10 protein-coding genes and 1 pseudogene are annotated in these 12,569 nt (G+C 62.3%); 10 read left to right on the forward strand and 1 reads right to left on the reverse strand.

The features are described from left to right. From V1T76_RS24045 to V1T76_RS24085, 9 genes are read left to right on the forward strand one after another with little or no spacing between them, the layout of a single operon-like run. Positions 1–876, forward strand: a complete 876-nt coding sequence (locus V1T76_RS24045; protein ID WP_330563218.1) for an ABC transporter permease — start codon at positions 1–3, stop codon at positions 874–876. After that, complete coding sequence (locus V1T76_RS24050) at positions 876–1,865, forward strand: ABC transporter ATP-binding protein (RefSeq protein ID WP_330563219.1); 990 nt, start codon at positions 876–878, stop codon at positions 1,863–1,865. The genes V1T76_RS24045 and V1T76_RS24050 overlap by 1 nt, the downstream gene beginning before the upstream one ends. After that, positions 1,862–2,875 (forward strand): ABC transporter ATP-binding protein, encoded by a 1,014-nt coding sequence (locus V1T76_RS24055; RefSeq protein ID WP_330563220.1) that lies wholly within the window; start codon positions 1,862–1,864, stop codon positions 2,873–2,875. Before V1T76_RS24050 ends, V1T76_RS24055 begins: the two co-directional genes overlap by 4 nt. Further along, positions 2,872–4,323 carry an ABC transporter substrate-binding protein gene (locus tag V1T76_RS24060; protein ID WP_330563221.1) on the forward strand — a complete coding sequence of 484 codons (1,452 nt, stop codon included), beginning with the start codon at positions 2,872–2,874 and terminating at the stop codon, positions 4,321–4,323. Before V1T76_RS24055 ends, V1T76_RS24060 begins: the two co-directional genes overlap by 4 nt. Beyond that, positions 4,316–5,755 carry an amidohydrolase family protein gene (locus V1T76_RS24065; RefSeq protein ID WP_330563222.1) on the forward strand — a complete coding sequence of 480 codons (1,440 nt, stop codon included), beginning with the start codon at positions 4,316–4,318 and terminating at the stop codon, positions 5,753–5,755. The genes V1T76_RS24060 and V1T76_RS24065 overlap by 8 nt, the downstream gene beginning before the upstream one ends. After that, positions 5,752–7,176, forward strand: coding sequence for an amidohydrolase family protein (locus V1T76_RS24070; protein WP_330563223.1), 1,425 nt, complete (start codon positions 5,752–5,754; stop codon positions 7,174–7,176). Before V1T76_RS24065 ends, V1T76_RS24070 begins: the two co-directional genes overlap by 4 nt. Continuing rightward, on the forward strand, positions 7,173–7,853 hold the full coding sequence (locus V1T76_RS24075) for an aspartate/glutamate racemase family protein (protein WP_330563224.1): 681 nt from the start codon (positions 7,173–7,175) through the stop codon (positions 7,851–7,853). Before V1T76_RS24070 ends, V1T76_RS24075 begins: the two co-directional genes overlap by 4 nt. Beyond that, the gene (locus V1T76_RS24080) at positions 7,850–8,773 is read left to right on the forward strand and encodes a dihydrodipicolinate synthase family protein (protein WP_330563225.1); all 924 of its coding nucleotides are present in this window, start codon (positions 7,850–7,852) and stop codon (positions 8,771–8,773) included. The genes V1T76_RS24075 and V1T76_RS24080 overlap by 4 nt, the downstream gene beginning before the upstream one ends. Then, positions 8,773–9,546, forward strand: a complete 774-nt coding sequence (locus V1T76_RS24085; protein ID WP_330563226.1) for an SDR family oxidoreductase — start codon at positions 8,773–8,775, stop codon at positions 9,544–9,546. The genes V1T76_RS24080 and V1T76_RS24085 overlap by 1 nt, the downstream gene beginning before the upstream one ends. 165 nt (positions 9,547–9,711) lie before the next feature. Here V1T76_RS24085 and V1T76_RS24090 read toward each other — a convergent pair whose 3' ends face one another. Beyond that, the gene (locus V1T76_RS24090; protein ID WP_330563227.1) at positions 9,712–11,250 is read right to left on the reverse strand and encodes a phospholipase D family protein; all 1,539 of its coding nucleotides are present in this window, start codon (positions 11,248–11,250) and stop codon (positions 9,712–9,714) included. A 368-nt stretch (positions 11,251–11,618) separates the two neighbouring features. Here V1T76_RS24090 and V1T76_RS24095 point away from each other — a divergent pair. After that, positions 11,619–12,569 (forward strand): annotated as a pseudogene (locus V1T76_RS24095) (hypothetical protein); the annotation flags it as partial.

Here is a 12,569-nt window from a genome sequence, read left to right on the forward strand (position 1 = left end):
ATGATGACGGCGTTCTTCTCTTCCGAGTTCTTTGCAAACTACCGCCGGAACGGTTCTGCCATCGCGGGCAGCATCATCCTGGTGTTCTTTGCAGTCATCGTTCTGGCGGGGCCATTGCTGGTGTCCCAGGACCCATACGACATCGCGTCTCTCGATCTGATGGACAGCTACAAGCCGCCGGCATGGCTCGAAGGCGGCGATCCGCGCTATCTTCTGGGCACCGACGGACAGGGCCGGGACGTTCTGGCGGCGATTTTCTATGGCACCCGGATTTCGGTCATGATCGGTGTCAGCGCGATGGTGTGTTCGCTGCTGCTGGGCACCTTTGTCGGGCTGCTGGCGGGGTATTTCGGTGGCCGCATCGACGCGTTCATCATGCGCATCGCCGACATCCAGCTGTCCTTTCCCTCCATGCTGATCGCCCTGTTCCTGATGTCCGCCTTCGGCACCGGCATCGACAAGGTACTGATCGCGCTGACGGCGGTGGGCTGGGTTGTCTATGCCCGAACCGTTCGCGGCCAGACCCTTTCCGAGGTGGGCCGCGAATACGTGCAGGCGGCCCGTGTGTCGGGCCTGCGGGACGGGAAAATCATCCGCCGGCATATCCTGCCGAATGTGACGACGCCGCTGATCGTCGTGGCGACCGTTCAGGTGGGCACCTTCATTCTGATCGAGGCCAGTCTCTCGTTCCTCGGGGTCGGTGTGCCGATTACCCAACCCTCGCTCGGACTTTTGATCAAGAACGGCTTCGATGTCCTGTTTTCCGGACTCTGGTGGGTCTCCGTCTTTCCGGGGCTGTTCATCATGGCCCTTGTCTTCGGCATCAATCTGTTCGGCGATTTCCTGCGCGATGAACTCAATCCGAGGCTCAAGTGATGCAAACCAAATCGGATAGCCTTCTGCAGGTCGAGGATCTGCGCACCCACTTCCATACGTTCGCCGGGACCGTCCGCGCCGTCGACGGCGTCAGCTTCGAGATCGGCAGGGGCGAGATCATGGGTCTTGTCGGCGAATCCGGGGGCGGCAAATCGGTGGTCGGGTTTTCCGTACTCGGCCTCATCGATCCGCCTGGCCGGATCGAGAGCGGCCGGATCCTGTTTGACGGAGAAGACATCGCGGGCGCTTCGGAAGACCGGCTGCGCAAGATCAGGGGCAAGGAGATCGCCATGATCTTCCAGGACCCGATGACGTCGCTCAATCCGGTGCAGACCATCGGTCGGCAGATGGACGAGATGCTGCGCCTGCATACCGATCTCGACAAGAAGGCGCGGCGCGCGCGCTGCATCCAGATGCTTGAAGATGTCGGTATCAGCCAGGCGGCCGACCGCCTGTCCTCCTATCCGCATCAGTTTTCCGGCGGCATGCGCCAACGTGTGGTGATTGCCATCGCCATGCTGGCCGAACCGCGCCTGATCGTGGCCGACGAACCGACGACGGCGCTCGACGTGACCATCCAGGCGCAGATCCTGAAGCTGATCAACAGGCAGGTGCGCGAGCATGGTGCGTCCATGGTTCTGGTTACCCATGACCTGGCCGTTGTCGCGGAAATGGCGGACCACGTGACCGTGCTCTATTGCGGCAAGGTGGTGGAGCGCGGCCCGACGCGCGAGGTCATCGATGACCCGCGTCATCCCTATACGGCCGGGTTGATCGCCTCGATCCCGGATCCTTCCGAACGCAAACATCGCCTGGATCAGATCCCCGGCGCGGTACCCGACATTCGCAACCTGCCGAAGGGCTGCAATTTCCAGGCCCGCTGTCCAAGAGCGCAGGCGCTGTGCTCCGAAGTCGAGCCCGCATTGTCCCGGCAGGGCGAGGGGCGACTGGCGGCCTGTCACTTTCCCGTTGAAGGAGATCCGGCATGACGGCGATGCTTGAAGTCGACAAACTCGAACAGCGGTTCAACATCGGCGGCGGTTTCCTGGATCGGCTGAAATTCGAAAAGGGACGTCTGCGCGCGCCCAAGCGTGTCGTGCGGGCCGTCAACGGTGTGTCCTTCAAGGTCAACGAAGGCGAGGTGCTTGCGCTTGTGGGAGAGTCCGGATGCGGCAAGTCGACGGTCGCCAAGACCATTGCACGGATCCACAATCCCACTGGCGGCCGTGTCTGCATCGAAGGCGAGGAGATACAGGATCTGACACCCCGGCAGCTGCTTCCGGTCCGTGCCAAGATGCAGATGATCTTTCAGGACCCTTACGCCTCGTTGAACCCGCGCCAGAAGGTGCGCGACATTGTGGCGGAACCGCTTGCCGAACAGACCGGCAGTTGGCAACAGGCGCATGAGAAAACCGAGGCCCTGCTAGCGCGTGTCGGCCTGAATGCCGAGCAGGGCGGGCGGTATCCGCACCAGTTTTCCGGCGGTCAGCGTCAGCGCATCGGCATCGCGCGGGCGCTATCGGTCAATCCCAAGCTGATCATCGCGGATGAGCCGGTGTCGGCGCTCGATGTGTCGATCCAGGCGCAGATCCTCAACCTGATGATGGATCTGCGGGACGAATTCGGTCTTGCGTATCTCTTCATCAGCCATGACCTCAGCGTGGTGCATCACATCGCCGACAGGGTTGCGGTCATGTATCTGGGCTCGATCGTCGAAACCGCGCCGTGCGACAGGATCTTCGCCAAACCGCGTCATCCTTATACGCGCGCGCTGCTGTCGGCAGCGCCTTCTCTCGACCCTGCGAAAAAACCGAAGCAGCTTGAGCTGAGCGGGGAAGTTCCCTCGGCGCTGAACCTGCCGTCGGGATGCTGTTTTCACACCAGATGTCCATTCGCCTGGGAGCGCTGTGCGGTTGAGCGTCCAGTGTTGCAGGACACAGGAGGCGGCCAGGAGGTCGCCTGCCATCTGCTGGACGAACCACAGCGGGAGACAACATGAGTATTCGCATTCTTCAGCCGCGCATCATGCTTGGTGATCCTCATGACTGTACCGATGCAGCCGATGAACTGTGCGTGCAGGGCGCGATCTACGACACGTTGATGCGCAGGGAGGGAACGGGTTTCGTCCCTGCACTCGCCGAGGCCTGGACCGTCTCAGACGAAGGCCGAACCTGGCGTTTTTCCATTCGCCCGGGCGTGGTTTTTCACGACGGGTCGCCCTGCGATGCGACAGCCGTTCAGACTTCTCTGGAGCGGATGGCACGGGAAGACAAGGGCTACACCCTCGGCTCTCCCGCTGTCTGGAGGCAATATCTCGGCGGGGCGGACTATCAGTCCGACGGTCTTGATCTGACAGTTAGTCTGGCCGAACCGATGGCCGATTTCGCAGACGTGCTGGTGCAGGGTTTCATCGTTGCTCCAAGTGCCTTCGAGGCTCTGGATAAGGGAGACCCGCTGGCACATTGCGGCACCGGCCCGTACAAACTGGCGGCGCGTTCGGACGACAGCATTCAGGTGTCCGCATCCGGTGTTCCGCATTGGCCGCGCCCGGGCAACAGCGAGCTGACATGGGTGCGCGAACCGGATGCGGGAAAGCGCCTTTGCGCGGTTGCCGAAGGTCACGCCCAGATCGCGGCCAATGTCGATCCGGCGGCGGTGACGAGGCCTGGCATGACGGTGCTGAGGTACCGCGCACCTGTTGCAATCATCTATCTTCTGAACGCGGCGAAAGGGCCGCTTCGCGATGCCCGGGTGCGCAAGGCGCTGACACTCGCCGTGGACCGGGAGGCCATTGTCCGCGACGTCCTTGACGGCAAAGGCGAACCGCTGCGCGGGTTTGTCAGCCCGGCCCATTTTGGTGCCGGCGAAGGAGCCGGAAACGGGGATGGTATTTCTTATGATCCGGAGACAGCCCGGCAGCTTCTTGCAGAGGTGGGGTATGCCGGTGGCCTGACCCTTGACGTCGATTGCCCGACCCGGCTTCCCGATGAAGCGCAGCGCCTGACAGAGGTGCTTGCCCGCCAACTGGCTTCGGTTGGCGTGACGTTAAAGGTGCATATTCACGAAGAACGCGAAGACTACGCCCATATGGTGCGCCGAAAGGACATTCGGGATCTTTGCGTCTTCGACTCCAGTCCGATGTCAACATTCCGGGTTCTTTACGAAAAGATCGACAGCCGGGTCGCCGGAGCATGGTGGCAGGGATATCGCAACGAGAACGTTGAAGCCTTGATCGACAAAAGCCGGAAAACTGTCGACACGCAGGAGCGCGAGGCGCTTTACCGCGACGCCTATCACCTGCTGCAGCAGGATCCGCCCTGGCTGACGCTCTACAATCCCATGCGCGCCATTGCTTTTGCCGGAGATCATCCCGGGGTTTCCATGCCTCTTGACGGGGTGCCGGACATGCGTGGCCTGCCTAAATTCGAAGGGACACAAAATGGCTGATCTCCTGATCGTAGGCGGTACGATCATCCCCATGGATCCGGACCGTCGCATCATCGAAGATGGTGCGATTGCGATTGAAGACGGCCGGATTCTGGCGGTTGGCCCATCGGCTGAAATCCTCAAGGATCATGATGCGCCTCGGCGGATTGACGGCACCGGCAAGGCCATCATTCCGGGTCTTGTCGACGTTCATGCCCATGCCGGGCATGCGCTTATCAAGACCATGTTCATGCATGACGGCGACGCTTGGGAAGCGCTCTGCGGTGAAGTCTATACCACCGGTTCGACTCCGGAATTCTGGAAGGCGGAAGCAAGCCTTGCCGCCCTGGAACGCATCAGGTTCGGCGTGACCTGCGGTGTATCGCTGCTAGGCGGCGGCGACACCATCATGCGCACGGACGACCCCGTTTACGGCGATGCGCATATGGAAGGGGTGCGGGCCCTCGGCGGACGCACGGTCATGGCGGTGGGCCCAACGCGCGCGCCGCATCCGCGGACCTATGCCGACGGCGGCAAGTCTGCACGCAAGGTCGACTTTCAGACCCAGCTCTCCACATGCCTGGATCTTCTTGGACGCTGGCACGGCCAGGACGAAGGCCGTCTGAACATTGCTTTGCTCTATCCGGTGCTGCGTGACGAGCATGAAGACACCATGTCCGCACATGATTATGACGCGGCCTGTACCCAGGCGCGCCGTCTTGCGGAGGAAGCGCGGGCTGCGCAAGTGGTGTTTACCCAGGATGGCCATCAGGGCGGGTCTATTCGCAGGGCGGAAAAGCTGGGCCTTCTGGGGCCGAACGCGCTTCTGTCCCATGCCATCAATCTGCATGATGACGAAATCGATATCTGTGCGCAGACCGGCACAAGGATCGCCCACAATCCATCCGCGGTTGCTTCGATAAACGGCTATTGCCCGGCTATCGAACTGATGGACAAGGGCGTAACGGTTGCGCTCGGTTCGGACGCGACGGCGCCTGACAGGTCCGCCGACATGTTCCGTCACATGCAGCAGGCCATGCATTACCACCGCCGGCACTATCGCAACCCGGGGATATTGCCACCGGGCCGGACGCTGGAGATGGCGACTATCGAGGGAGCGCGCGCGCTTGGCATGGACCGCACCATCGGTTCGCTGGAGCCGGGCAAGGATGCGGATATCGTTCTGGTCGACATGATGCGACCCCACCTTTATCCGCCCAACATGACGACGCATCGCCTAGTCTGTTTCGCCAACGGCAACGATGTCGATACGGTTCTTGTCCGTGGGGACGTTGTCCTGGAAGGCGGCAAGGCAATGAAGGCTCGCGAAGAGACTATCCTGCGGGAGGCGGCGCTGGAGACCGAACGAATGATCGAGCGGACGGGCAGCGCGGCTGGCCTGGACGTGCCTGAAAACTTCTGGAAAGCACAGCGCTATGGGAGCCGCGCATGAGCATTACCGTTATCCGCCGCGCGTCCTGGGTCATCCGCTGGGAGGGCGGTAGGCATGTTTATGCGCGCGACATCGATGTGACCTTCGATCATGACGGCATCCTGCATGTTGGACCGGAATGGCAGGGGCGGGCCGATCAGGAGGTGGACGGACGAAATCGGCTGGTCATGCCCGGTCTGGTGAACATCCATTGCCATTCCGGGGATGAACCGCTTGCAAAGGGGCTGTTCGACGATGTTGGTACGCCCGAACTCTGGGGCAACGCGCTTTACGAGTTTTCGACACTGATCGACTCCGATGCGGATGCCAAGGCAGCCTGCCAGACCCTGATGCTGTCGGAGCTGCTGAAGTCCGGCGTTACATCCTGTCTGGACATCGCTGGCGACCACGAACACTGGCTGGGTATCGCCGCGCAAAGCGGCATGCGGGTCTGGCTTGCCCCCGGTTTCCGACAGGCCAGATGGCGGCTCAGCCCGCAAAAGGCTCTAGAATACGACTGGAACGAGGCTGCGGGCGAGGCGGCAAGAGAAGCGGCCTTGTCGGTTCTGAACCGGGTTGCCGCCGACACGACAGGCCGGCTGACCGGGGTGGTTGCCCCCTCACAGATCGATACCTGCCATCCCGATTTTCTGGCCGCTGCACTTGATGAGGCAAGATCGCGCAAAGTGCCGATGACCGTTCATGCGGCGCAGACCATGGCGGAAGTGACAGAGCTTCATCGCCGGCACGGCAAGGGCGCGGTCGCGCTGTTGAAGGACATCGGCGTTCTCGGGCCGGAGGTGATCCTGGGGCACGGCATTTGCCTGGATCACCATCCGTTGACGCGCGAGCGAACGGCCATGGACCTCGAAACACTGGCAACGAGCGGGACGAATGTCGCCCATTGTCCGGTGACCTTCGCCCGATCGGGCCAGGGCATGGAGAGCCTCGGCCGCTACCTGCGCGCGGGCGTCAATGTCGGCATCGGGACGGACACCATTCCCTTCAACATGCTGGAAGAAATGCGTGAAGCGATTATCCAGTCCCGTTGCCGGTCGGGGGATTTTGCCGACATCGACACGGCGGCGGTCTTTCATGCGGCGACTGTTCGCGGCGCTCAGGCGCTGGGGCGGCCGGATCTTGGCCGGCTCTTCCCCGGTGCCCGGTCCGATGTGGTTTGCGTGGATCTGAGCGCGCCGTCGATGCGTCCCGTGCACGACCCCCTGCGCAGCCTGATCTATGCGGCCGCTGAACGGGCTGTTCGCGATGTCTGGGTTGCCGGGCGCAAGGTGCTGGCAGAAGGCAAGGCGCTGGGGCTTGATACGGACGGAGCTCTTGCAGAAATCGATGCCGCCCAGACGCGGGCCATCAAGGTTGCGGAAAGCGCGCGTGCTCAGGCGTTCAGCGTCATCGCGCCGCGCAGTCTGGAGATGCCGGAATGACCATACACATCATCAATCCGAACAGCTCGGCACATGTGACGGCTCATATGGCGGAAGCGATTGCGCCGATCACGGCAAAGTCGCCGGTCGCGCTGGCCTGCCACACCCTGCACGAAGGCCCGCCAGGCATTGAAACGCAGGCCCATGTCGACGGTGTGGTCCAGCCGCTTCTGGCCTTTTCGGACACGCTCAGGGACGGGGCCTCTGCATTTGTCGTCGCCTGTTTTTCCGATCCAGGTCTGGCGGCGATGCGTGAAGCCCATGACGTGCCGGTGCTTGGCATCGCCGAAAGCGCCTACATGCAGGCAATGCTGATGGGCCAGCGTTTCGGCATCCTGTCGCTCGGCAGGGCTTCCATCCAGAGACATATCCGTTATCTGGGCGCCCTGGGGATTTCGGACCGGCTGGCTGCCGATCTGCCGCTTGGGCTGGGCGTGCTGGAACTGGCCGATGAGGAGCGGACGCTGGCGCGGCTGGGCGAAGTCGGTACTACCCTGCGCGACCGGTTCGGGGCGGATGTTCTCATCACCGGTTGCGCCGGTATGGCGCAATACCGGGCACGACTGGAAAACATGACGGGCCTGCCAGTCGTCGACCCGTGTCAGGCCGCGGCTGCCGCTGCCGTCGGCCAGGTGATGCTTTCGGCCTGCAACGATAAAAGGGAGAAACGGGTATGACCCGACTGACGGAAAAGGCGCGGGGCGTCTATGTGATTGCCGTGACGCCGTTTACGGAGGACGGCGCGCTGGACCTGCAAAGCATCGACAAGATGGTGGACTTCTATCTTGAGGCCGGAGCCACTGGTCTGACGGCGCTTGGCATGATGGGCGAGGCGCCCAAGCTCACAGGCGCGGAATCCCTTCAGGTCGTCAAGCGGATCCTGGCGCGGCTGGATGGCCGCATACCCATGGTCGTCGGTGTGTCAGCACCCGGTTTTGCCCAGATGGCCGAACTCACCAGGGCTTCCATGGATCTTGGCGCCGGCGGTGTCATGATCGCCCCGCCGGGCAGCCTCAAGACCGACGAGCAAGTCGTCAATTATTATCGGCAGGCGGCCGAGTTCATCGGCGACACGCCTTTCGTGCTTCAGGATTTCCCGCTAGCGACCGGCGTTCACATTCCCGTTTCTGCAATTGCCAGGGTTGTGGAAGAGGTGCCGACCTGCGTCTGCCTGAAGCACGAAGACTGGCCGGGGCTGGAAAAAATCACTGCCCTGCGTGCAGCGGGGACGTTGAACCGCCGGATTTCGATCCTGTGTGGCAATGGCGGGGTGTTTTTGCCGGAAGAAATGGACCGGGGCGCTGATGGCGCAATGACCGGCTTCTGCTATCCGGAAATGATGCGCGACGTCGTGCACCACTGTTCGAAGGACGAGGGCGACCGTGCGCGCGATCTCTTCAATGCCTATCTGCCCCTGGCTCGCTATGAACAGCAGCCCGGGCTGGGGTTAGCCGTGCGCAAATACGTGCTGGCCAAACGCGGCGTGATTGCCAGTGCCGCCTTGCGGCGGCCGGGTGCAGGCCTGACACAGGCGGCGCAACGGGAAGTGAATATGCTGCTTGCGCGGCAGGAACAACGTTTGAAGGAGCTTGACTGATGGACCTGGGGATCAAGGGAAAACGCGCGCTGGTGCTCGGGGCAAGCCGCGGCCTTGGCGCTGCAATTGCGAAAAGCCTTGCAGCGGAGGGAGCCGAGGTCATCGCGGCAGCGCGCAATGAAACTGCAATTGCCGATTGGGCGAAGGACGCCGAAGGCTCGATTACCGCCCGGAAACTCGACGTGTCGGACGCGGACGCCATCGACCGGTTTCTCGATACGCTTCTGGCCGAAGGCCCCATCGACATTCTGGTCAATAATGCCGGTGGGCCGCCTCCCGGGAAGGCGACCGATCCGGCAAGGGGCGACTGGACGGCGAATTTCGAAACCATGGTGGCCAACCTGATCCACATCGCCAACCGCTGCCTGCCCGGCATGGAAAAGGCGGGCTGGGGACGGATCGTGACAATCTCGTCTTCCGGCGTTGAACAACCGATCCCCAACCTGGCGCTTTCCAATGGTTTGAGGGCTGCTCTGGTTGGATGGTCGAAGACGCTTTCAAGCGAAGTCGCATCCAAGGGCATCACGGTGAACATCGCCATGCCGGGCCGCATCCATACGGCCCGTGTGGACGAACTGGATGCAGCCGCCGCCAAACGTCTCGGCAAACCGGTGGACGAAGTCGCGGCGCAGTCTGCTGCCGGAATTCCCGCCGGCCGCTATGGCCGCCCAGACGAATTCGCCGATGTCGTGACCTTCCTGTGTTCGGCCCGCGCGTCCTATGTCACCGGAAGCAAGATCCGCATCGATGGTGGAAGTATCCGGTCGGTCTAGGCGACTGTCTGAAGGTCCGCAAAGGCGCAGTTAAACAGGGCACTTCGCGGCTTCATTCCAGAAGCGCGCAGGTTTCGACTGTGCCGTCCGATGCTGGAAAGTGACGTTGAGCATGCGCTTGGCGCTTCTTCTCCGGCATCGGATGCAGACCGGTTGCCTTCCAACCTACAACTGACCTTCGACAGGAAGCGTTGCGATGATGCCGGAGGTGACACGCTGACCCAGTGTCGACCCAGGGTCCGAGGCGAAGGTGACGATCTCGCCGTCCTGTTCGCTCTTCCAGATAATCCTGCCGTTTTCGTCGAGTTCGAGCCGGTAGCTGTTTTTCAGCGAAACACCTTCGTTCAGGAACACTGTCAGCCGGCGGGCCAGTTCCGGGCTTTCCACGTAGAGACCGATTTCCGTGTTGAGGTTTGCTGATCGCGGATCCAGATTGAAGCTGCCGACGAATATCGAGGCACCGTCAAAGACCGCGGCCTTGGTGTGCAGTCCGGCCTTCGACTCCGTGGAAAAGAGCGTCTGCTGGACCTTCGCGGAATCGGCTCTGACTTCATGCAATTCTATCCCGGCTTCCAGAAGTTCGACACGGTATTTCGAATAGCCTGCGTGAACGGCAACCACGTCGTTTGAACTGAGCGAGTTGGTGAGAACGCGAACCTTGAAGCCTCGCGCCGTGAGCTGCTTCAGTTTGTCCGCGCCTGCCTGGGTGGGGACGAAATAGGCGTTTTCCATCAGGAGTTCGCGTTTGAGCCCGTCCACCTTGCCGGCAAGCGCCTTGAGGATCTTGCCACCGCTTTTCCCCGCGATGAAATCGGCCGGATCGTCCCAGACGACAAAGGCGGGTGCCCAGACCAATTGTCTGGTGAGCGCCGACATCGATTGACGGACGGCAGCGACCCTCTGCCGGAAAGGATAAGGGTATCCTTCGGTATCGATGGTCTCTTCCAGTTTTGCCCGGGCATTTTCCAGGTCGGTTTCACCGAAGGTCCGGTTGACGCTGGCGGCGACAGGTGCCGACCAGTCCCTGTTCCAGAAATAGTCGAAGACGCTCGAGGCATCCCGCACCACCGGGCCGACCGCGGCAATATCCAGGTCGCGATAGTTGGATTCCTCTGAGACGTCGAAATAGTGATCGCCGATATTGCGCCCGCCGAGAAGCGCAACTGCGTTGTCGGCCACCATCAGCTTGTTGTGCATGCGGTGGTTCAGGCGATCGAAATCTCCGATCAGGTTGAAGACCCGCGAGGACCGGTTGACGAAGGGGTTGAAGAGCCGGATCTCGATGTTCGGATGGGCGTCCAGACTGGCGAGGATTTCATCGCGTCCGTTGACGTTGATATCGTCGATGAGAAGGCGCACGCGCACACCGCGATCCGCGCATCGCAACAAAGCCTGGGCAAGGATGCGCCCACTCTGGTCCGCATCCCAGATGTAGTATTGCAGATCGAGGCTGTGCTCCGCGAGTTCCGTCATGGCAACCCGGATGGCGAACGCGTTTCGCCCCGTCGTGACGAGCGAGACGCCCGATCTGCCAGGATGGCTTTTTTCCGCTGCCTGGAAAAGACGGCCCAGATAGGTGCTTCGATAGGCCGTGAAAGCGGTCGTCTCGACGCGTGGATAATCCGGGTTCAACGTCGAACAGGCTGTCAGAAGCAGCATTGCAAGACAGAGAAGGCTGGCCCAGGTTCTCATCGTTTCCCGCATGACAGACACCCGTTGCCAACAGCCCCGCGTTCATACCCCACGTCAAGGATCGACGCTGGAGACTGGGGCAATGACCGGGGCTATCGGCAAACTCTACCTTGAATTGTTACTTCATGATCGCACGCGGGTCCATTGTATGCATTGACAGGCGTGCCTGGATGCCCGGATTGCGGCCTTTGTCTTCATGAGCGCGTCAGGCTCGGCAAAGAATTGATTTCACACAATAACCCCTAAACAGGGGATAGCGCTCCCCCCCGACAGCGGCAAAAAACGGCTGCTGAAACAACTTGCGCCGCGAGAGAGCCGCGCCCGGCTTCCGTATCGAAATCCCGGCGCCTGGCCACACGGCGCCGCGACGAGGGGGACCGATGGACACCAACGACACAATGGCTTGCGGGTCTCGCAACACGACAAACCCGGAGCGAGCGGGCGCGTCACACGCTCTCAGGACCGCTCTCCTGCTCGGTACGGCGCTGGTTGCCGCAGCCGCCATGAGTTCCGGAACCGCTCAGGCCAGGGGAGGCAAGGGCGGCAACGGCGGTGCCTACGGCGGTATCTTTTACAGGCCCGGGCTCGGCGGCGCGGGCGGTTTAACCGGGAGCGCCGGAAACAACGGAACCACTCAGATGGGGTCATCGCAGCCGGGCAACGGCGGTGGCGGCGGTGGCGGTGCCGGCGGCTTTGCTGGCGGAGCCGGGGCCAGCAGCACCCCTGGGGGTGCTGGCGGCGATGGCGGTGCGGGCGGCACGCACGGGCAGACGGTCTCAACTTCGACAACGATTACAAGCCCCACCACGGGCAATAACGGCGGCGATGGAACCGATGGCGAGGCGGGCACTGCAAGCCCCTCCGGTGGCGGTGGCGGCGGCGGCGGCGGTGAGGGTGGCCATGGCGTCGCCGTGGACGCCGCCGTGACGATAACCAACAACACAGATATCACGGGTGGCACGGGCGGTCAGGGCGGGCAGGGTGGAGCCGGAGCCGGCGGCGGCGGCCAAGGATCCGTCGGCTTTGGCGGCGGCGGCGGGGTCGGCCTCTCCACCTCGGTGTCCGGCGTGACGGTGATCAACACCACAACGTCCACAATCACGGGCGGCAACGGCGGCGCCGGCCAGGCGGACGCCGCAGGCGGTGCCGGCGTCAGGGGCGCTGGCCTCACCATCGTCAACAGCGGCGCGATTTCCGGCGGGCTCTCCCACAGTGGCAGCACCCGCGCCAATGCCATCGAATTCACCTCAGGCACCAACATTCTGGAGCTGAGAACGGGTTCGACGATCATCGGCAATGTCGTCGCGGGCGGCACCAGCGACACGCTTGTT

Origin of the sequence: Roseibium sp. FZY0029, from assembly GCF_036350355.1 — a bacterium.
Taxonomy (GTDB): Bacteria; Pseudomonadota; Alphaproteobacteria; order Rhizobiales; family Stappiaceae; genus Roseibium.

What these genes read in the sequence shown, in the direction of transcription:
- V1T76_RS24080 (WP_330563225.1), top strand. Translation starts at nt 7,850, where the DNA reads ATGACCCGACTGACGGAAAAGGCGCGGGGCGTCTATGTGATTGCCGTG.
- V1T76_RS24075 (WP_330563224.1), top strand. Translation starts at nt 7,173, where the DNA reads ATGACCATACACATCATCAATCCGAACAGCTCGGCACATGTGACGGCT.
- V1T76_RS24085 (WP_330563226.1), top strand. Translation starts at nt 8,773, where the DNA reads ATGGACCTGGGGATCAAGGGAAAACGCGCGCTGGTGCTCGGGGCAAGC.
- V1T76_RS24090 (WP_330563227.1), bottom strand. Translation starts at nt 11,250, where the DNA reads ATGCGGGAAACGATGAGAACCTGGGCCAGCCTTCTCTGTCTTGCAATG.
- V1T76_RS24045 (WP_330563218.1), top strand. Translation starts at nt 1, where the DNA reads ATGATGACGGCGTTCTTCTCTTCCGAGTTCTTTGCAAACTACCGCCGG.
- V1T76_RS24070 (WP_330563223.1), top strand. Translation starts at nt 5,752, where the DNA reads ATGAGCATTACCGTTATCCGCCGCGCGTCCTGGGTCATCCGCTGGGAG.
- V1T76_RS24055 (WP_330563220.1), top strand. Translation starts at nt 1,862, where the DNA reads ATGACGGCGATGCTTGAAGTCGACAAACTCGAACAGCGGTTCAACATC.
- V1T76_RS24050 (WP_330563219.1), top strand. Translation starts at nt 876, where the DNA reads ATGCAAACCAAATCGGATAGCCTTCTGCAGGTCGAGGATCTGCGCACC.
- V1T76_RS24065 (WP_330563222.1), top strand. Translation starts at nt 4,316, where the DNA reads ATGGCTGATCTCCTGATCGTAGGCGGTACGATCATCCCCATGGATCCG.
- V1T76_RS24060 (WP_330563221.1), top strand. Translation starts at nt 2,872, where the DNA reads ATGAGTATTCGCATTCTTCAGCCGCGCATCATGCTTGGTGATCCTCAT.